The following is an 18,301-nucleotide window of genomic DNA, read 5'->3' as shown; positions in this document are numbered from 1 at the left end:
AAGGGTTCCCTTAGCGGAGCCGGACGGAAACCGCAATTTCAAGAAATAAACAAGCCCACAGTAGACTTAATCAAGATTCGCCTGCGAACCGCGCAGGCGGGGTAAGTCTTCTGAAAATACGTTCTAGGAGGAACCTGTGGCGAAGGCAAAGTTCGAGCGGACTAAGCCGCACGTTAACATCGGCACCATCGGTCACGTTGACCATGGAAAGACCACGTTGACGGCTGCCATTTCGAAGGTGCTTGCTGACAAGTACCCCGATCTGAACGAGCAGCGTGATTTCTCGGCGATTGACTCCGCCCCGGAAGAGCGCCAGCGCGGCATCACGATCAATATCTCCCACATCGAGTACCAGACGGAAAAGCGCCACTACGCGCACGTCGATGCTCCGGGTCACGCTGACTACATCAAGAACATGATCACCGGTGCCGCCCAGATGGACGGCGCGATCCTCGTGGTCGCCGCGACCGATGGTCCGATGGCCCAGACGCGCGAGCACGTGCTGCTGGCCCGCCAGGTTGGCGTTCCGACGCTGCTGGTGGCCCTGAACAAGTCCGATATGGTCGAGGACGAAGAGCTCCTTGACCTCGTGGAGATGGAAGTTCGCGAACTTCTGTCCTCGCAGGAATTCGATGGCGACAACGCCCCGGTGATCCGCGTTTCGGGCCTGAAGGCCCTGGAAGGCGATCCCAAGTGGGTCAAGTCCGTCGAGGAACTGATGGAAGCAGTCGACGAGTTCATCCCGGACCCGGTCCGCGATAAGGACAAGCCGTTCCTGATGCCGATCGAGGACGTCTTCACGATCACCGGTCGTGGCACCGTCGTCACCGGCCGCGCCGAGCGTGGCACCCTGGGTATCAACTCCGAGGTCGAGATCGTCGGCATCCGCCCGGTCCAGAAGACCACGGTGACCGGTATCGAGATGTTCCACAAGCAGCTCGACGAGGCATGGGCGGGCGAGAACTGTGGCCTGCTGCTCCGCGGCATCAAGCGCGAAGATGTCGAGCGCGGCCAGGTTGTCGTCAAGCCGGGTTCGATCACCCCGCACACCGAGTTCGAGGGCAACGTCTACATCCTGTCCAAGGACGAAGGCGGACGTCACAACCCGTTCTACTCGAACTACCGCCCGCAGTTCTACTTCCGCACCACGGATGTTACCGGCGTCATCACCCTGCCCGAGGGCACCGAGATGGTCATGCCCGGCGACAACACCGAAATGAGCGTTGTGCTGATCCAGCCCATCGCCATGGAAGAGGGCCTCGGCTTCGCCATCCGTGAGGGTGGCCGCACCGTTGGCTCGGGACGCGTCACCAAGATCACCAAGTAGTCTCCACTACCTCATGATCTGACCGTCTGGTTGGAAAAGGCCCCGTCGTTCAATCGGCGGGGCCTTTTCGTGCCGTGGGGTGGGATGGTGATGCGTAGCGTTGGCTGCTGCGCCCGACGGGGGAGTGGCCGCTGAACATGTGTCCTTGGCCACGAGCCAACTCCGTGGATTGGCAAATGGTCTCCTGATCTGCCACACTGGATAAGTTGTTCAAGCACCTCTTTGTGCCTTGTGCTCGCCGATCGGTTCGCCGATACCGGAGCCAGGGCCGGTTTCGACAGAGATTGCGTCCCGCCCGGGATAATGCCCGGGGCGGGGGCGGATACGAGTGAAGCACCGAGGTCCAAATATGACCCGCCCCCATTCTTGACGGTCGTGTAGCCGGAACTAGGCGACACGCCCGACCGCGGGGGTCGGAGCTTCGGCGGGGTGAGGAACCCGGGATTGCCCGGATTCAGTCCGCGCGAAGTGTGCCGGTCCGCAAGGGCCCGTTAGTGCACAGTAACTGTACAGAGAGTGCTACTTAGAAAGAGGCATGACGCCATGGCGGGACAAAAAATCCGCATCCGGCTGAAGTCGTATGACCACGAGGTCATTGACGTTTCTGCCCGGAAGATCGTTGAGACGGTCACGCGCGCAGGCGCAACCGTAGTCGGCCCCGTGCCGCTGCCGACGGAGAAGAACGTGTACTGCGTTATCCGTTCGCCCCACAAGTACAAGGATAGCCGTGAGCACTTCGAAATGCGCACGCACAAGCGTCTGATCGACATCGTCGATCCGACCCCGAAGGCTGTTGATTCGCTGATGCGTCTCGACCTGCCGGCGGACGTCAACATCGAAATCAAGCTTTAGGGGAGGTGCTGAGAAACTATGACCGCAACCCGTAATGTAAAGGGCCTGCTGGGCACGAAGCTCGGCATGACCCAGGTCTGGGATGAGAACCACAACCTCATCCCCGTCACTGTCGTGCAGGTAGATTCCAACGTTGTGACCCAGCTCCGCAATGCGGAACGGGACGGCTATGCAGCCGTGCAGATCGGCTACGGCCAGATCGACCCGCGCAAGGTCACCAAGCCGCTTGCCGGCCACTTCGAGGCCGCAGGGGTCACCCCCCGCCGCCACGTGGTCGAGCTGCGCACCGCGGATGCCGACGCATACAACCTGGGCCAGGAACTGTCCGCGGAGGTCTTCGAGGCCGGCCAGAAGGTCGACGTCGTGGGCAAGTCCAAGGGCAAGGGATTCGCCGGTGTCATGAAGCGTCACGGCTTCTCCGGTGTCGGTGCATCTCACGGTGCCCACAAGAACCACCGCAAGCCCGGTTCCATCGGCGGAGCCTCCACCCCCGGACGCGTTTTCCAGGGCCAGCGCATGGCTGGCCGCATGGGCGCCGAGCGCGTGACCACGATGAACCTTACGGTTCATGCAGTGGACGCCGAGAAGAACCTCCTGCTGATCAAGGGTGCCGTTCCCGGCGCCCGCGGCCGTGTCGTCCTCGTGCGCACCGCCGTGAAGGGAGCATAAGCAAATGGCTAACACCGCACTGAAGGTCGAGCTTCCTGCCGCGATCTTCGATGTTCAGACCAACGTTCCGCTGCTGCACCAGGTCGTCGTGGGCCAGCTTGCTGCCGCCCGTCAGGGTACGCACAAGACCAAGACCCGCGCCGAGGTTTCGGGTGCAGGTCGCAAGCCGTTCAAGCAGAAGGGCACCGGCCGAGCCCGTCAGGGTTCCATCCGTGCCCCGCACATGACCGGCGGTGGCGTGGTCCACGGACCGACGCCGCGCGACTACTCGCAGCGCACTCCCAAGAAGATGAAGGCAGCCGCCCTGCGCGGAGCCCTCTCGGACCGGGCACGCCACGATCGCGTCCACGTGATCGAGAACCTGGTTTCCGGCACCACGCCGTCAACCAAGGAAGCGCTGGCTTCACTGCGCGCTCTCACCGAGCGCAAGAATCTGCTCGTAGTCATCGACCGCGCCAACGATGTTGTAGCACTTTCCGTGCGCAACCTCGTGAACGTCCACGCTCTCTACGTCGACCAGCTGAACACCTACGATGTTCTGGTCGCCGATGACGTGGTCTTCACCAAGGCCGCATTCGATGCCCTGGTCACCAAGGAGGACGCCAAGTGAGCGCCACCTTCTCCAAGTCCCCGCACGACGTCATCCTGGCGCCGGTCGTTTCGGAAAAGAGCTACGGACTGATCGACGAAGGTAAGTACACCTTCCTGGTCGACCCACGCTCGAATAAGACGGAAATCAAGCTGGCGGTGGAGAGCATCTTCTCCGTCAAGGTTGACTCCGTCAACACACTCAACCGTGCCGGTAAGCGCAAGCGCACCCGCTTCGGATGGGGAGCTCGCAAGGCTACCAAGCGTGCGATCGTCTCCCTTAAAGAAGGCACGATCGACATCTTCGGCGGTCCGCTTTCTTAAGCGGAGACCACTTTAACGAGGAATAAAACATGGCAATCCGCAAGTACAAGCCGACTACCCCGGGCCTGCGTGGCTCGAGCGTAGCCGACTTCGCAGAAATTACCCGGACAACCCCGGAAAAGTCGTTGCTCCGTCCGCTCACCAAGACCGGCGGCCGCAACAACTCCGGAAAGATCACCACGCGCCACAAGGGTGGTGGACACAAGCGCCAGTACCGTCTGATCGACTTCCGTCGTCATGACAAGGACGGCGTGCCGGCAAAGGTCGCTCACATCGAGTACGACCCCAACCGCACCGCCCGTATTGCGCTGCTCCACTACATCGATGGCACCAAGCGCTACATCATCGCCCCGAACAAGCTGTCCCAGGGCGATGCTGTTGAGGCCGGCCCCAACGCCGACATCAAGCCCGGCAACAACCTGCCGCTGCGCAACATCCCGGTTGGTACCGTGATCCACGCAGTGGAGCTGCGTCCCGGCGGCGGGGCCAAGATGGCCCGTTCCGCAGGCGCTTCGGTTCAGCTGGTCGCACGTGAGGGTCGCTTCGCGCAGCTCCGCCTCCCGTCCGGCGAGATCCGCAACGTTGATGTGCGCTGCCGCGCCACGATCGGCGAGGTCGGCAATGCCGAGCAGTCGAACATCAACTGGGGCAAGGCTGGCCGCATGCGCTGGAAGGGCGTTCGCCCGACCGTGCGTGGTGTCGTCATGAACCCCGTCGACCACCCGCACGGTGGTGGCGAGGGCAAGACCAGTGGCGGTCGCCACCCGGTCAACCCGAACGGCAAGCCGGAAGGCCGTACCCGCCGTCCGAACAAGGAAAGCGACAAGCTTATTGTGCGTCGCCGTCGTACCGGCAAGAACAAGCGATAGGAGCCTGGAAACATGCCACGCAGCCTGAAGAAAGGCCCCTTCGTCGATCAGCACCTGTATGTCAAGGTTGCTGCTGAGAACGAAAAGGGCACCAAGAACGTCATCAAGACGTGGTCCCGCCGTTCGATGATCGTCCCCGACATGCTCGGGCACACGATCGCCGTGCACGACGGACGCAAGCACATTCCGGTGTTTGTCACCGAGTCGATGGTCGGGCACAAGCTCGGCGAATTCGCTCCCACGCGGACTTTCCGCGGCCACGTGAAGGACGACAAGAAGGGCAAGCGCCGCTAACCCGCAAGGGTTAGTGAGTGCTTAGCACTTCTTCGATAGACGAGAGAAGGAAAGCAATGGAAGCCAAGGCAATTGCGCGCCATATCCGCGTAACGCCTATGAAGGCCCGGCGCGTCGTCGACCTTGTTCGTGGCAAGCAGGCGAATGAGGCTCTGGCGATTCTGAAGTTTGCCCAACAGGCAGCTTCGGAGCCGGTATTCAAGGTAGTAGCGTCGGCCGTGGCAAATGCCCGTGTCGCCGCAGATCGTGACGGTGTCGGATTCAACGAGGACGAGCTGTTCATCAGCGAAGCCTTCGTCGACGAAGGTGCAACGATGAAGCGGTTCCAGCCGCGTGCCCAAGGTCGCGCTTACCGCATCAATAAGCGCACCAGCCACATCACCGTGGTTGTTTCAACCCCGGAGAAGGGTGGGGAAAAGTAAATGGGACAGAAGATCAACCCGAATGGGTTCCGACTCGGTATCACCACTGATCACATTTCGCACTGGTACGCCGACAGCAACAAGCCCGGTCAGCGCTACAAGGATTTCGTCCGCGAGGACATCAAGATCCGCGAGCTGATGACCACTGGCATGGAACGCGCCGGCATCGCCAAGGTGGAGATCGAGCGCACCCGCGATCGTGTCCGCGTTGACATCCACACTGCCCGCCCGGGCATCGTCATCGGTCGCCGCGGCGCCGAAGCCGATCGCATCCGTGGCGAGCTTGAGAAGCTCACGTCCAAGCAGGTGCAGCTGAACATCCTCGAGGTCAAGAACCCCGAGATCGAAGCTCAGCTGGTTGCCCAGGGCATCGCCGAGCAGCTTGCTTCCCGCGTGGCTTTCCGCCGCGCGATGAAGAAGGCCATGCAGTCCGCCATGCGCGCCGGAGCCAAGGGCATCCGTGTCCAGTGCGCCGGTCGTCTGGGCGGGGCAGAAATGTCCCGTAAGGAGTTCTACCGCGAGGGCCGTGTGCCACTGCACACCCTGCGGGCGAACATCGATTACGGCAAGTTCGAGGCCAAGACCACCTTCGGCCGTATCGGCGTGAAGGTCTGGATCTACAAGGGCGACCTGACCAGCAAGGAACTTGCTGCACAGAACGCCGCGGCTCCGGCTCGTGGCCGTGGCGAGCGCCCCGGTGGGCGTCCCGCTGCCGGTGGCGACCGCCGTCGTCGTAACGACCGCAATACCGGTGCTCCGGCAACCGGGGCTGCCCCGGCAGCCCAGGCTCCGGCGGCCGCAGAAGGAGGACAGGCTTAAATGCTTATCCCACGCCGAGTGAAGTTCCGCAAGCAGCACCACCCGTCCCGTACGGGTACTGCAAGCGGCGGCACCACGGTCTCCTTCGGTGACTACGGAATCCAGGCCCTTACCCCGGCCTACGTGACCAACCGTCAGATCGAAGCAGCCCGTATCGCCATGACCCGCCACATCAAGCGTGGCGGCAAGGTCTGGATCAACATTTATCCGGACCGCCCGCTGACCAAGAAGCCTGCCGAAACCCGTATGGGTTCCGGTAAGGGTTCGCCGGAGTGGTGGGTTGCAAACGTCAAGCCGGGTCGGGTTCTCTTCGAACTCTCCGGTGTTACCGATGAGGTAGCTCGCGAGGCCCTGCGCCTGGCGATCCACAAGCTGCCGCTGAAGGCACGCATCGTGCGTCGTGAGGGTGGTGAATAGGAATGGCAATTGGATCCAAGGATCTCGCCACCGAACAGCTGGACGGTCTTGATAACGCCCGTCTGGTTGAGGAGCTGAAGAAGGCCAAGGAAGAGCTGTTCAACCTGCGCTTCCAGTCCGCCACCGGTCAGCTCGAGTCGCATGGCCGTCTGAAGTCGGTCAAGCGTGACATCGCCCGCATCTACACGGTGCTGCGTGAGCGCGAACTGGGCATCCGCCCGGAGGTCACCGCCCCGGTCGAAGACGACAAGGCCGAGAAGAAGGCCAAGAAGTCCTCGAAGAAGTCCGAGTCGGACGAAGCAACTGAGGAAGCCAAGTAATGAGCGAGAAGGAGAACGCAGTGGCTGAAGCAGCAGAAGCTCGCGGTTACCGCAAAACCCTTCGCGGGTACGTGGTTTCCGACAAGATGGAAAAGACCATCGTCGTTGACGTCGAGGACCGCGTGAAGCACGCCCTCTACGGCAAGGTCATGCGTCGCAACAAGAAGATCAAGGCCCACGACGAGACCAACACCGCCGGCATCGGCGACCTGGTCATCATCGCGGAGACCCGTCCCTTGTCCAAGGACAAGAACTGGCGCCTCGTGGAGATCGTCGAGAAGGCCAAGTAGCCCACTCGCGATCCCGCACGGATCTCGGCACGACGCCGGTGTGAACCCCCTCGGGGGAGCGCACCGGCGTCGTGCTTTTTGTTGTCTGAGGATGCTTTCGGCCCCATATCATGCGATTAGCCCGGAACGCACTTCTGGCGTAGACTTATGTGTCTGTGCGCTCTGCGGTGTGGACTATCCACCTTCACTGCAGGCATTCGTGCGCGGCCCGGTGCGATCCGGAGCCGGCGTGCGGCACGGCTCTGCGGCATAACGCCTCGGCCCTGTCTCCCCAGCAGCATGCGGATTCCTGGTGAATTCCACCTGTTTGGAGATGGGGGTAAGCGAGCGTCGCAGATGGACCATATCCGTTCCGCAAGGCTCCCTGGGAGAACCGGCGAGACGACAGGAGTTGAAAGTGATTCAGCAGGAGTCGCGACTCAAGGTGGCTGACAACACCGGTGCTAAGGAAATCCTTACCATCCGTGTTCTCGGTGGATCCGGACGTCGCTACGCAGGCATCGGCGACGTCATCGTCGCCACCGTCAAGGATGCAATCCCTGGCGGCAACGTCAAGAAGGGCGATGTGGTTAAGGCCGTCATCGTCCGCACCAAGAAGGAACGTCGCCGCGTCGACGGTTCCTACATCAAGTTCGACGAGAACGCAGCGGTCCTCCTCAAGGCGGACACCGAGCCGCGTGGAACCCGTATCTTCGGTCCCGTCGGTCGCGAACTTCGCGACAAGAAGTTCATGAAGATCGTTTCCCTGGCTCCGGAGGTGCTGTAACCATGGGTGCAAAGATCAAGAAGGGTGACCTGGTTCAGGTCATCACTGGTGCCAAGGCCGAACGCGGTGGAGACCGCGGGAAGCAGGGCAAGGTCCTCAAGGTGTTCCCCGAGGCCAACCGCGTGCTCGTCGAGGGCATCAACCGCGTCACCAAGCACACCCGTGCAGGCCAGACCGAAAGTGGCGCCTCCACCGGCGGCATCCAGGTCGTCGAGGCTCCCATCCACGTTTCGAATGTCGCGGTCCTTGACCCCGAATCGAAGAAGCCGACTCGCGTTGGCTTCCGCGAAGAAACCGTGGAAAAGAACGGCGTGAAGAAGACTGTGCGTGTTCGCTACGCCAAGGCTTCCGGAAAGGCACTCTAATGACTGAAGCAGCAGTAAAGGTTCAGCCGCGCCTGAAGGCCAAGTACGCCTCGGAGATCCGCGAAGCCCTGCAGGGCGAGTTCAACTACACGAACGTCATGCAGGTTCCCAACCTGGTCAAGGTCGTCGTGAACATGGGTGTTGGCGAAGCCGCCAAGGACTCCAAGCTCATCGAAGGCGCAGTGCGCGACCTGACGGCCATCACCGGCCAGAAGCCGCTCGTGACCAAGGCCCGCAAGTCGATCGCCCAGTTCAAGCTGCGCGAGGGGATGCCGATTGGCACCCACGCAACGCTGCGCAACGATCGCATGTGGGAATTCGTCGACCGCCTGGTGACCCTGGCGCTGCCCCGTATCCGCGACTTCCGCGGTCTGAACGGCAAGCAGTTCGATGGCAACGGCAACTACACCTTCGGCCTCACGGAACAGGCAATGTTCCACGAGATCGACCAGGACAAGATTGACCGCGTCCGCGGCATGGACATCACTGTGGTGACCACGGCCAAGACCGACGAAGAAGGCCGCGCGCTGCTTAAGGCGCTGGGCTTCCCGTTCAAGACCGACAACTAGATCAACTACGTTACAGGTCCGCGCTAGCGCGGAAACCGTAGCGAGGAAGGGCCTCAGCCCAAATGACAATGACAGATCCTGTCGCAGACATGCTGACTCGTCTGCGCAACGCGAACTCGGCATACCACGACACCGTGTCCATGCCGTCTTCCAAGCTGAAGGTGCGCGTTGCACAGATCCTCAAGGCAGAAGGCTACATCGGCGATTTCGTCGAGGAAGCCGCCGAGGTAGGCAAGAAGCTGACCATCAACCTGAAGTTCGGCCCGAGCCGTGAGCGTTCCATCGCTGGCGTCCGCCGCATTTCCAAGCCGGGACTGCGCGTTTACGCGAAGTCCACCAACTTGCCGCACGTCCTTGGTGGACTCGGCATCGCCATCCTGTCCACGTCCTCAGGTCTCCTGACGGACCGCCAGGCAGCCAAGAAGGGTGTAGGTGGGGAAGTCCTCGCCTACGTCTGGTAGAGGGAAGGGAGAAGCACCATGTCACGTATTGGACGTCTTCCAATCACTATCCCTGCCGGCGTTGACCTCAAGGTCGACGGCTCCGACGTTACCGTGAAGGGCGCCAAGGGCGAGCTCAGCCTCACCGTTGCCTCCCCGATCACGGTCGCACTCGAGGAGAACACCCTCACGGTGTCCCGTCCGAACGACGAGCGCGAATCGCGTTCGTTGCACGGCCTGACGCGCACGCTGATCTCCAACTTGATCACGGGCGTCACCGACGGCTACTCCAAGAAGCTGGAAATCCACGGCACCGGTTACCGCGTGCTGGCCAAGGGCGCCAACCTGGAGTTCGCTCTGGGCTACTCGCACCCGGTCGTCGTTGAAGCTCCGGAGGGCATCACGCTTGCCGCCGAGGGCAACAACAAGGTGGTTGTCTCCGGTATCAACAAGCAGCAGGTTGGCGAAGTTGCAGCCAACATCCGCAAGCTCCGTCGGCCGGATCCCTACAAGGGCAAGGGCATCCGCTATGAAGGCGAAGTTATCCGCCGCAAGGTCGGAAAGGCTGGTAAGTAAACATGGCTCTTTCAATCAAGGGTAAGAGCAAGGCCGCAGCTCGCGGTCGCCGCCACCTGCGCGTACGCAAGCGCATCACGGGCACGGGCGTTCGCCCGCGTCTGGTCGTCAACCGTTCGGCACGCCACATCTTCGTCCAGGTTGTCGATGACAGCCAGGGTGTGACCGTGGCTTCCGGCTCCACCATGGAAGCGGACCTGCGTTCCTTCGACGGTGACAAGACCGCCAAGGCCAAGCGCGTCGGCGAGCTCGTCGCCGAGCGTGCCAAGGCTGCCGGCATTGAGTCCGTGGTCTTCGACCGCGGTGGCAACAGGTACCACGGCCGTGTGGCCGCGGTAGCCGACGGCGCACGGGAAGGCGGGCTGGCACTGTGAGCGAAGCTACTAACGAGAAGGAAACTCAGGTGTCTGAAGCCACTGAGGCAGCTGCGACGACCACGACGACGGAGAACACCTCCGGCGCCCGTCGCAACGACAACCGCGGCGACAACCGCGGTCGCGGCGAAGGCCGTGGCCGTGGCGAGGGACGTGGCCGTGGCCGCGATTCCAAGGACAGCCGCAACGATGACAAGGACAAGTTCCTTGAGCGCGTCGTAGCGATCAACCGCGTCTCCAAGGTCGTCAAGGGCGGCCGCCGCTTCAGCTTCACCGCACTCGTGGTGGTGGGCGACGGCAACGGCATGGTTGGTGTCGGCTACGGCAAGGCCAAGGAAGTTCCCGCGGCCATCGCCAAGGGCGTCGAGGAAGCAAAGAAGTCCTTCTTCCGCGTTCCCCGCGTCGGCTCCACCATCCCGCACCTGGTGCAGGGTGAAGCCGCTGCCGGCGTCGTGCTCCTGCGTCCGGCATCCCCGGGTACCGGCGTTATCGCCGGTGGTCCGGTGCGTGCCGTGCTCGAGTGCGCCGGTATCCATGACGTCCTCTCGAAGTCCATGGGCTCCACCAACCAGATCAACATTGTCCACGGCACCGTGGCAGCGTTGAAGGCACTGGAAGAGCCGGCTGCCGTGGCAGCTCGTCGCGGACTGCCGATGGACGAAGTCGTGCCGGCCCAGATGCTGCGCACGCTCAACCAGAAGGCAGGTGCGTAACCAGTGGCTAAGAACATTGTCCCGAGCGACGCAAAGCTGACGATCACCCAGACCAAGTCCACCATTGGTGGCAAGCAGAACCAGCGCGATACCTTGCGTTCACTGGGCCTGAAGCGGATCGGCCACACTGTGGTCCGTAACGCCGATCCCGTGACCGTGGGTATGGTGAACAAGGTTCCGCACCTCGTAAAGGTTGAGGAGGCGAAGTAATCATGGCCAATGAAAAGGCACTCAAGGTTCACCACCTGCGTCCTGCCGAAGGATCCAAGACCGCAAAGACCCGTGTGGGTCGTGGTGAGGCATCCAAGGGCAAGACCGCAGGCCGTGGTACCAAGGGCACGAAGGCCCGTTACCAGGTCAAGGCAGGCTTCGCAGGCGGGCAGCTTCCGCTGCACATGCGTCTGCCGAAGCTGCGCGGCTTCAAGAACCCGTTCCGCGTCGAGTACCAGGTCGTGAACCTGGACAAGATCTCGGAGCTGTTCCCCGAAGGCGGCGACATCACCGTCGAGAACCTGGTCGAGAAGGGCGCCGTTCGCAAGAACCAGCCCGTCAAGGTCCTCGGTTCCGGCGACATCACCGTCAAGGTCAACGTGAAGGCCGACGCCTTCTCGTCGTCCGCCGCGGAAAAGATCGCCGCTGCCGGCGGTTCGGTGACCTCGCTCTAAGGTACCCGTGACAGCACGGAATAGTTGAAAGGTCCCCAACGCCCGGGTATAGCCCGGAGCGTTGGGGGCCTTTCGCATTCTCGCGGTCGGGCGGTTCCAGCGCCCGATCGACATGGATCCCAGCCCACCGGGGGGACCGTGTTCAGTCCCACTGCTTTGAAGAGTCCCGGGAACCGGTAGACTCTCAGAAGTCCATTCCGGCATCAGGCCGAAACCACATCCTTCAGGAGGACGCTTGCTCAGCGCCATTGCCCGGGTATTCCGGACGCCTGACCTGCGACGTAAGTTGTTGTTCACGCTCGGCATCATCGCCATCTACCGTATCGGCGTCTATATTCCCGCACCTGGGGTCGACTACGGCAACGTCCAGCAATGCCTCGAAATGGGCAACACCTCGGGCGGCCTGTACCAGTTCGTCAACCTCTTCAGCGGCGGTGCCCTGCTACAGGTCTCAGTCTTCGCCCTGGGCATCATGCCCTACATCACGGCGTCGATCATCGTCCAGCTGCTCCGCGTGGTCATCCCGCGTTTCGAGGAACTGCACAAGGAGGGCGCCTCCGGCCAGTCGACTCTGACCCAGTACACGCGTTACCTCACCATCGCCCTTGGCCTACTTCAGGCAACAACGCTGGTGTCGTTGGCCCGCAGCGGAAATCTCTTCCAGGGATGCGCGCTGCCGATCGTTCCCGACCAGAGCATCGTGCACATCCTGCTCATGGTCATCGTGCTGACCGCCGGTACCGGCCTCATCATGTGGATGGGCGAACTGGTCACGGAAAAGGGTGTCGGCAATGGCATGTCCATCCTGATCTTCGTCTCGATCGCCTCCGGATTCCCCTCGTCCATGAGCACGATCGCCCGCACCCAGGGCTGGGGCGTCTTCACGGGCGTCATCATCATCGGACTCTGCGTTGTCGCTCTCGTCGTCTTCGTCGAACTGTCCCAGCGGCGCGTCCCCGTCCAGTACGCCAAGCGCATGGTCGGGCGTCGGACCGTCGGCGGCAGCTCGACCTACATCCCGATCAAGGTGAACATGGCGGGCGTGATCCCCGTGATCTTCTCCTCCTCCATGCTCGCCCTGCCGCAGATGCTGGTGCAGTTCAACATGCGCCCCGACGGCTCCCTGCCCGGATGGGCTGTGTGGATCCAAGCGAACTTCAATGGCAGCAGCCCGCTGTACATGGCGGTTTACCTGATTCTGACCATCTTCTTCACCTACTTCTATGTGGCGATCACTTTCAACCCGACAGAGGTCGCAGACAACATGAAGAAGTACGGTGGCTTCATTCCGGGGATCCGTGCCGGCAAGCCCACCGCGGATTACCTGTCGTACGTGCTGAGTCGTATCACGTTCCCCGGAGCCATCTACCTTGGCTTTATCGCCTTGACGCCGCTGATCGCTTTCGTTTTGATCAAGGCCGATCAGAACTTCCCGTTCGGAGGCGTCTCCGTCCTCATCATGGTTGGTGTGGGCCTCGAGACGGTCAAGCAAATCAATGCCCAGATGCAACAGCGACACTACGAAGGACTTTTGCGATGACCAGACTCTTGATCATTGGCCCCCCCGGTTCGGGCAAGGGAACCCAGGCCGTACGCATCACCGACCGGCTGGGTATCGTCGCCATTTCCACGGGCGACATCTTCCGCGCCAACGTCAAAGGCGGAACGCCGCTGGGCGTGGAAGCCAAGAAGTACATGGACGCCGGCGATTATGTCCCCGACTCGGTGACAAACCGCATGGTGCGTGACCGGCTGAAGCAGGACGACGTGGCCAACGGATTCCTGCTGGACGGCTATCCCCGGACCTCGGCCCAGGTCGACGAGCTCGATTCAATCCTCGACGAAAACGGCACCGCCCTCGACGTGGTCCTGCAATTGACTGCGGACCCCGAGGAGCTGGTCTCCCGACTTCTCAAGCGTGCGGAGATCGAGGGGCGGGCAGACGACACCGAAGAGGTGATCCGCCACCGCCTGGACGTCTACGAAAAGCAGACGCAGGTTGTCGTGGATCGGTACCTGGAACGTGGCATTGTCCGCCACGTCGATGGGCTGGGGGACATCGACGAGGTCACTGAACGTGTGCTTCGCGCCCTCGAAGGCACCGCAGCGTAGAACATTCCCCAGCAGGGGAGATCAGACGGCCGTCACCGCACCCCGTGCGCACGTGGCGGCCGTCTTGGCTTCCCGGCCAGCGGCCAGTGCGCCGCATATCGTTAGACCACCAAACCGGAGGAACCCCCATGGCATTCGGCCAGCCCAAGATCGAGTACAAGTCCAACGCCCAGATACTCAAGATGCGCGAGGCGGGGCTGGTGCTGGCCGAAGCCCTGGATACCGCCGTGGCCGCGGCCCAGATCGGAACCACCACTGCGGAACTCGACCGCCTGTTCGAAGCCGTGCTGAACAAACATGGTGCGAAATCGAACTTCAAGGGCTACTACGGTTTCCCGGCCACCATTTGCGCTTCGGTCAACGATCAAGTGGTCCACGGGTTCCCCTCCGACTACGTTCTCGCTGATGGGGACGTGCTGAAGATCGACGGCGGGGCGATCATCGAGGGGTGGCACGCTGATTCCGCCCGTACGGTCATCATCGGCACGGCCGATCCCGAGGACCAGCGCCTTTCGGACACCACCCAGCAGGCCATGTGGAGGGGCATCGCAGCCCTGGCCACGGCCCGCTTCGTGGGTGAGATCGGGGAGGCCATTGACGATTTCGTGTCCTCGGTCGAGGGCGCACCCCTGGGAATCCTGGAAGACTACGTCGGCCATGGCATCGGCACGGAAATGCACCAGGCTCCGGATGTGCTCAACTACCGGTCCGGCCACCGCGGTCCGCGGGTAAAGCCGGGAATGTGCCTGGCCATCGAACCGATGCTGGTGCGCGGTGACATTGAGACCAAGGTCCTCGAAGACGACTGGACGGTGGTGACCACCGATGGCTCACGGGCCTCGCAGTGGGAGCACTCCGTAGCTGTACACCTCGGCGGTATCTGGGTGCTCACCGCGCCGGACGGCGGCGCCGCGGGCTTGGCTCCCTTCGGTGTGACGCCGTCGCCGCTGCAGCCGTAGCCGAGCTCGCGCCCGGCGGGGGAGTGGGCCGCGGCACTGGATTTCACATATCAGGATCTGCCGCGTAAGATTGCTTGTTGGTTGTCTCTACGTGTGTGCCCAAAAAAACTTCTGGTTAATTCCGGCTGTCGGGCACGGGCGCTCGTCAGCCAAGAACATACACGCCGGAAGCAACAGCAACCGGCACAAACGTTAGCGGAGGATATGGCCAAGAAAGAGGGTGTCATCGAGGTAGAAGGCGCCGTGTCGGAAGCACTGCCCAACGCGATGTTCCGTGTTGAGCTGCCGAATGGACACGTGGTACTTGCCACTATCTCGGGAAAGATGCGCCAGCATTACATTCGAATCCTTCCGGAGGACCGTGTAGTGGTGGAACTCAGCCCGTACGACCTCAATCGTGGACGCATCGTCTACCGCTACAAGTAAGAACTTCCGCGCCGCTGGTCCGCCAGGGGTGCGAAGGTAGTTACAGTTCCACTGAAACAGCAACCGCAAAGGACCCAAACCGTGAAGGTTAACCCTAGCGTGAAGCCGATCTGCGACAAGTGCAAGGTGATCCGCCGTAACGGGCGGGTCATGGTGATCTGCGAAAACCCACGCCATAAACAGCGTCAGGGCTAAGTCTCCTTCGGGAACCTGAACCTGCGCGTAGTAAACAAATATCGGCAGTACAGCGTCCATTACGCGGGACGCACACCCCCGGCACGGAGGCCGGGGACCTGGAAACAGGGTGTGTACTGCTCCACACCTCCGCGAAACATGTGAGGAAGACACCAATATGGCTCGTCTCGCAGGCGTAGACATCCCGCGCGAAAAGCGCGTTGTCATTGCGCTGACATACATCTACGGCGTGGGCAAGACCCGTGCAGAACAAACCATTGCCGAGACCGGGATCACCCCGGAAACTCGTGTCAAGGACCTCAGTGACGAGCAGCTGGTTCAGCTGCGTGACTACGTCGAGGGAAACTTCAAGGTCGAGGGTGACCTCCGCCGCGAAGTAGCAGCCGACATCCGCCGCAAGGTCGAGATCGGATCCTACGAGGGCATTCGCCACCGCAAGGGCCTGCCGGTCCGCGGACAGCGCACCAAGACCAACGCTCGTACCCGCAAGGGCCCGAAGCGCACCGTCGCCGGTAAGAAGAAGACCCGCTAAACAGCGGTCCCAGCCAAACATCTCGTAGGAGTTAGCAATGCCCCCAAAGACTCGTGGAGCGGTCCGCAAGCCGCGTCGCAAGGACAAGAAGAACATCGCGCTGGGTCAGGCGCACATCAAGAGCACCTTCAACAACACCATCGTGTCCATCACGGACCCGACCGGTGCAGTCATCTCGTGGGCCTCGGCCGGCGAGGTTGGCTTCAAGGGCTCCCGCAAGTCGACCCCGTACGCCGCGCAGATGGCCGCCGAATCGGCAGCCAAGCGTGCTCAGGAACACGGCATGAAGAAGGTCGACGTGTTCGTGAAGGGACCGGGCTCCGGTCGCGAAACCGCCATCCGCTCGCTGCAGGCCGCCGGCCTCGAGGTGGGGTCCATCCAGGACGTCTCCCCGAGCGCCCACAACGGTTGCCGCCCGTCGAAGCGTCGCCGCGTCTAGTTTGACCCGATGCCGGAGCGTGCCGCCGTCGTCCCCTGGATCAGGGGACGACGGCGGCGCGCGCCACATGCGGTTCACTCGCCCGATCTAGACGGACGCCAGACGGCAGACGTCGTTTCCACCCACATGTGTTGCGTCATATAGCGGACGCTCGCTGAAAGGAAATGTAAGTGCTTATTGCACAGCGCCCCACCCTTACCGAAGAAGTAGTAGCCCCGAACCGCTCGCGGTTCACGATTGAGCCATTGGAGCCGGGTTTCGGCTACACCCTGGGCAACTCGCTGCGCCGCACCCTGCTGTCATCGATTCCTGGTGCAGCTGTCACCAGTGTTCGCATCGATGGCGTGCTGCACGAGTTCACCACCGTTCAGGGCGTGACGGAAGACGTCACCGAGCTGATCTTGAACATCAAGAACCTTGCTGTGTCCTCCGAGCATGACGAGCCCGTCGTCGCCTACCTGCGCAAGCAGGGTCCCGGCGTCGTCACGGCTGCAGACATCACCCCGCCGGCTGGCGTCGAGTTCCACAACCCGGACCTGCACATCGCGACGTTGAACGCGAAGGGCAAGTTCGACATGGAACTGACGATCGAGCGTGGCCGTGGCTACGTTTCGGCGGCGCAGAACAAGAGCCTTGATGCAGAGATCGGCCGCATTCCGGTCGACTCCATCTACTCGCCCGTCCTGAAGGTGACCTTCCGCGTGGAGGCCACCCGTGTCGAGCAGCGCACCGACTTCGACAAGCTCATCGTCGATGTCGAAACCAAGGATTCCATCCTGCCGCGCGACGCAGTCGCCTCGGCCGGTACCACCTTGGTGGAACTGTTCGGCCTGGCCCGCGAACTGAACTCTGCAGCAGAAGGCATCGAGATCGGCCCGTCCCCGACGGACGCCGCACTCGCTGCCGACATGGCGCTGCCGATCGAGGATCTCGAGCTGACTGTTCGTTCGTACAACTGCCTCAAGCGCGAGGGCATCCACACGGTAGGCGAGCTGGTAGCCCGCTCCGAGGCTGACCTCATGGACATCCGAAACTTCGGTGCAAAGTCCATCGACGAGGTCAAGGCAAAGCTGATCGAACTGGGTCTGTCCCTGAAGGATTCCCCTCCCGGGTTTGACCTGGCCGCTCGTGCTGCCGCCATTGACGAGGACGAAGCCGAATACGGCGACGAAGAGGCCTAAGGCCGCCTTCAAAGTAATGTACTTTGCCCGAGGGGCCCACGCGGTGACGCGTTGGCCGGCGGGCTCCATTTGAGGAGAAAACAACAATGCCTACCCCAACCAAGGGAAAGCGACTCGGAGGCGGAGCGTCCCACGAGCGCCTCATGCTGGCCAACCTGTCGGCTCAGCTCTTCGAGCACAAGTCGATCACGACGACGGTGACCAAGGCCAAGCGCCTGCGTCCCTACGCCGAGCGTCTGATCACGTTCGCCAAGCGCGGGGACCTGTCCTCACGCCGCCGCGTCCAGGCCGCCATCGCTTCGCGCAGCCGGACCAACAAGTCCATCGTGCACGAGCTGTTCACCAACATCGCCCCGGCCATGGCCGAGCGCGAAGGTGGCTACACCCGCATCACCAAGATCGGCAACCGCAAGGGCGACAACGCCCCCATGGCCGTCATCGAACTGGTGCTGGAGCCCGTTTCGCCGAAGCAGGCTGTCGTCAAGGAGGCCGAAAAGGCTGCCGAGACGTCCGCTCCGGTCGAGACTGAAGCCACCGATCACGCGGCAACTGCCGCAAAGTTCGAGGGTGCCGTAGCAGCCACCGAGAGCGGCGACGCTCCCGAGGGCGCAGACATCAAGGGCAACGCGGACTCCATGAAGTACCACGTGCCCGGCTCGCGCTGGTACGACGCAACCGTTGCCGAGGTGTGGTTCGCCACTGCCGAGGCCGCCAAGGCCGCAGGCTTCGAGCCTGCCGGTGGCGAGGACGCTCAGCAGATCGCCGAGTAGCACCCCCTCGGCGCTTGCGCCGCGGTGA

Annotated in this window: 30 protein-coding genes; all 30 read left to right on the top strand. The window is 62.2% G+C overall.

Going from position 1 to position 18,301, the window contains the following annotated elements; translation table 11 throughout:
- The first annotated feature begins 136 nt into the window (after positions 1 to 136).
- The 30 genes from tuf (at position 137) to rplQ (ending at position 18,273) form a co-directional block, all read left to right on the top strand.
- A complete protein-coding gene (gene tuf, locus ABD088_RS03230) occupies positions 137 to 1,327 on the top strand; it encodes an elongation factor Tu (protein WP_343900028.1) in 1,191 nt (396 codons plus the stop codon).
- A gap of 543 nt (positions 1,328 to 1,870) precedes the next feature.
- The gene (gene rpsJ, locus ABD088_RS03225) at positions 1,871 to 2,179 is read left to right on the top strand and encodes a 30S ribosomal protein S10 (RefSeq protein WP_013349689.1); all 309 of its coding nucleotides are present in this window, start codon (positions 1,871 to 1,873) and stop codon (positions 2,177 to 2,179) included.
- An 18-nt stretch (positions 2,180 to 2,197) separates the two neighbouring features.
- Positions 2,198 to 2,848 carry a 50S ribosomal protein L3 gene (rplC, locus tag ABD088_RS03220; RefSeq protein ID WP_343900026.1) on the top strand — a complete coding sequence of 217 codons (651 nt, stop codon included), beginning with the start codon at positions 2,198 to 2,200 and terminating at the stop codon, positions 2,846 to 2,848.
- A 4-nt stretch (positions 2,849 to 2,852) separates the two neighbouring features.
- On the top strand, positions 2,853 to 3,458 hold the full coding sequence (gene rplD / locus ABD088_RS03215) for a 50S ribosomal protein L4 (protein ID WP_343900025.1): 606 nt from the start codon (positions 2,853 to 2,855) through the stop codon (positions 3,456 to 3,458).
- Entirely contained in the window at positions 3,455 to 3,760 is a 306-nt protein-coding gene (gene rplW, locus ABD088_RS03210; RefSeq protein ID WP_343900023.1) for a 50S ribosomal protein L23, read from the top strand. Before rplD ends, rplW begins: the two co-directional genes overlap by 4 nt.
- A 29-nt stretch (positions 3,761 to 3,789) precedes the next feature.
- On the top strand, positions 3,790 to 4,629 hold the full coding sequence (gene rplB, locus ABD088_RS03205) for a 50S ribosomal protein L2 (protein ID WP_343900022.1): 840 nt from the start codon (positions 3,790 to 3,792) through the stop codon (positions 4,627 to 4,629).
- A 12-nt stretch (positions 4,630 to 4,641) separates the two neighbouring features.
- Positions 4,642 to 4,923 (top strand): 30S ribosomal protein S19, encoded by a 282-nt coding sequence (gene rpsS / locus ABD088_RS03200; protein WP_309851676.1) that lies wholly within the window; start codon positions 4,642 to 4,644, stop codon positions 4,921 to 4,923.
- Between the two features lie 56 nt (positions 4,924 to 4,979).
- Entirely contained in the window at positions 4,980 to 5,345 is a 366-nt protein-coding gene (gene rplV, locus ABD088_RS03195) for a 50S ribosomal protein L22 (protein ID WP_343900021.1), read from the top strand.
- The gene (gene rpsC, locus ABD088_RS03190) at positions 5,346 to 6,164 is read left to right on the top strand and encodes a 30S ribosomal protein S3 (RefSeq protein ID WP_343900020.1); all 819 of its coding nucleotides are present in this window, start codon (positions 5,346 to 5,348) and stop codon (positions 6,162 to 6,164) included.
- The gene (gene rplP / locus ABD088_RS03185) at positions 6,165 to 6,581 is read left to right on the top strand and encodes a 50S ribosomal protein L16 (RefSeq protein WP_343900019.1); all 417 of its coding nucleotides are present in this window, start codon (positions 6,165 to 6,167) and stop codon (positions 6,579 to 6,581) included.
- 2 nt (positions 6,582 to 6,583) lie between these two features.
- Positions 6,584 to 6,901 carry a 50S ribosomal protein L29 gene (gene rpmC, locus ABD088_RS03180; protein WP_343900018.1) on the top strand — a complete coding sequence of 106 codons (318 nt, stop codon included), beginning with the start codon at positions 6,584 to 6,586 and terminating at the stop codon, positions 6,899 to 6,901.
- Complete coding sequence (rpsQ, locus tag ABD088_RS03175; RefSeq protein WP_343900016.1) at positions 6,901 to 7,191, top strand: 30S ribosomal protein S17; 291 nt, start codon at positions 6,901 to 6,903, stop codon at positions 7,189 to 7,191. Before rpmC ends, rpsQ begins: the two co-directional genes overlap by 1 nt.
- A gap of 397 nt (positions 7,192 to 7,588) precedes the next feature.
- Complete coding sequence (gene rplN, locus ABD088_RS03170) at positions 7,589 to 7,957, top strand: 50S ribosomal protein L14 (RefSeq protein WP_343900014.1); 369 nt, start codon at positions 7,589 to 7,591, stop codon at positions 7,955 to 7,957.
- A 2-nt stretch (positions 7,958 to 7,959) separates the two neighbouring features.
- Positions 7,960 to 8,322, top strand: coding sequence for a 50S ribosomal protein L24 (rplX, locus tag ABD088_RS03165; RefSeq protein ID WP_343900013.1), 363 nt, complete (start codon positions 7,960 to 7,962; stop codon positions 8,320 to 8,322).
- Positions 8,322 to 8,891 carry a 50S ribosomal protein L5 gene (gene rplE / locus ABD088_RS03160; RefSeq protein WP_343900012.1) on the top strand — a complete coding sequence of 190 codons (570 nt, stop codon included), beginning with the start codon at positions 8,322 to 8,324 and terminating at the stop codon, positions 8,889 to 8,891. The genes rplX and rplE overlap by 1 nt, the downstream gene beginning before the upstream one ends.
- A gap of 62 nt (positions 8,892 to 8,953) precedes the next feature.
- A complete protein-coding gene (rpsH, locus tag ABD088_RS03155; RefSeq protein ID WP_343900011.1) occupies positions 8,954 to 9,352 on the top strand; it encodes a 30S ribosomal protein S8 in 399 nt (132 codons plus the stop codon).
- An 18-nt stretch (positions 9,353 to 9,370) separates the two neighbouring features.
- Positions 9,371 to 9,907 (top strand): 50S ribosomal protein L6, encoded by a 537-nt coding sequence (rplF, locus tag ABD088_RS03150; RefSeq protein WP_343900010.1) that lies wholly within the window; start codon positions 9,371 to 9,373, stop codon positions 9,905 to 9,907.
- A gap of 2 nt (positions 9,908 to 9,909) precedes the next feature.
- Entirely contained in the window at positions 9,910 to 10,281 is a 372-nt protein-coding gene (gene rplR / locus ABD088_RS03145) for a 50S ribosomal protein L18 (RefSeq protein WP_343900009.1), read from the top strand.
- Positions 10,278 to 10,994 carry a 30S ribosomal protein S5 gene (gene rpsE / locus ABD088_RS03140; protein WP_343900008.1) on the top strand — a complete coding sequence of 239 codons (717 nt, stop codon included), beginning with the start codon at positions 10,278 to 10,280 and terminating at the stop codon, positions 10,992 to 10,994. Before rplR ends, rpsE begins: the two co-directional genes overlap by 4 nt.
- A gap of 3 nt (positions 10,995 to 10,997) precedes the next feature.
- Positions 10,998 to 11,204, top strand: a complete 207-nt coding sequence (rpmD, locus tag ABD088_RS03135) for a 50S ribosomal protein L30 (RefSeq protein ID WP_343900006.1) — start codon at positions 10,998 to 11,000, stop codon at positions 11,202 to 11,204.
- A 2-nt stretch (positions 11,205 to 11,206) separates the two neighbouring features.
- A complete protein-coding gene (gene rplO / locus ABD088_RS03130; RefSeq protein WP_343900004.1) occupies positions 11,207 to 11,659 on the top strand; it encodes a 50S ribosomal protein L15 in 453 nt (150 codons plus the stop codon).
- A 235-nt stretch (positions 11,660 to 11,894) separates the two neighbouring features.
- On the top strand, positions 11,895 to 13,199 hold the full coding sequence (secY, locus tag ABD088_RS03125) for a preprotein translocase subunit SecY (protein ID WP_343900003.1): 1,305 nt from the start codon (positions 11,895 to 11,897) through the stop codon (positions 13,197 to 13,199).
- Positions 13,196 to 13,771 carry an adenylate kinase gene (locus ABD088_RS03120; RefSeq protein WP_343900002.1) on the top strand — a complete coding sequence of 192 codons (576 nt, stop codon included), beginning with the start codon at positions 13,196 to 13,198 and terminating at the stop codon, positions 13,769 to 13,771. The genes secY and ABD088_RS03120 overlap by 4 nt, the downstream gene beginning before the upstream one ends.
- 128 nt (positions 13,772 to 13,899) lie before the next feature.
- Positions 13,900 to 14,730 carry a type I methionyl aminopeptidase gene (gene map / locus ABD088_RS03115; RefSeq protein ID WP_343900000.1) on the top strand — a complete coding sequence of 277 codons (831 nt, stop codon included), beginning with the start codon at positions 13,900 to 13,902 and terminating at the stop codon, positions 14,728 to 14,730.
- Between the two features lie 204 nt (positions 14,731 to 14,934).
- On the top strand, positions 14,935 to 15,156 hold the full coding sequence (gene infA, locus ABD088_RS03110) for a translation initiation factor IF-1 (protein ID WP_007271050.1): 222 nt from the start codon (positions 14,935 to 14,937) through the stop codon (positions 15,154 to 15,156).
- Positions 15,157 to 15,237: 81 nt separating this feature from the next.
- Entirely contained in the window at positions 15,238 to 15,351 is a 114-nt protein-coding gene (gene rpmJ, locus ABD088_RS03105; protein ID WP_071894985.1) for a 50S ribosomal protein L36, read from the top strand.
- 157 nt (positions 15,352 to 15,508) lie between these two features.
- Positions 15,509 to 15,883: a 30S ribosomal protein S13 gene (gene rpsM / locus ABD088_RS03100; protein WP_343899998.1), complete on the top strand. Its 375-nt coding sequence runs from the start codon at positions 15,509 to 15,511 to the stop codon at positions 15,881 to 15,883.
- A gap of 37 nt (positions 15,884 to 15,920) precedes the next feature.
- The gene (gene rpsK, locus ABD088_RS03095; protein WP_343899997.1) at positions 15,921 to 16,322 is read left to right on the top strand and encodes a 30S ribosomal protein S11; all 402 of its coding nucleotides are present in this window, start codon (positions 15,921 to 15,923) and stop codon (positions 16,320 to 16,322) included.
- A gap of 170 nt (positions 16,323 to 16,492) precedes the next feature.
- Positions 16,493 to 17,503 (top strand): DNA-directed RNA polymerase subunit alpha, encoded by a 1,011-nt coding sequence (locus ABD088_RS03090; protein WP_343899996.1) that lies wholly within the window; start codon positions 16,493 to 16,495, stop codon positions 17,501 to 17,503.
- Between the two features lie 86 nt (positions 17,504 to 17,589).
- Positions 17,590 to 18,273: a 50S ribosomal protein L17, sunset domain variant gene (gene rplQ, locus ABD088_RS03085; protein WP_343899995.1), complete on the top strand. Its 684-nt coding sequence runs from the start codon at positions 17,590 to 17,592 to the stop codon at positions 18,271 to 18,273.
- Positions 18,274 to 18,301: the final 28 nt, after the last annotated feature.

Origin of the sequence: Arthrobacter rhombi, from assembly GCF_039526245.1 — a bacterium.
In the GTDB taxonomy this organism is placed as follows: domain Bacteria; phylum Actinomycetota; class Actinomycetes; order Actinomycetales; family Micrococcaceae; genus Arthrobacter_H; species Arthrobacter_H rhombi.
Note: the sequence above shows the minus strand (reverse complement) of the source record. Positions and strands in the feature narration are given on the sequence as shown.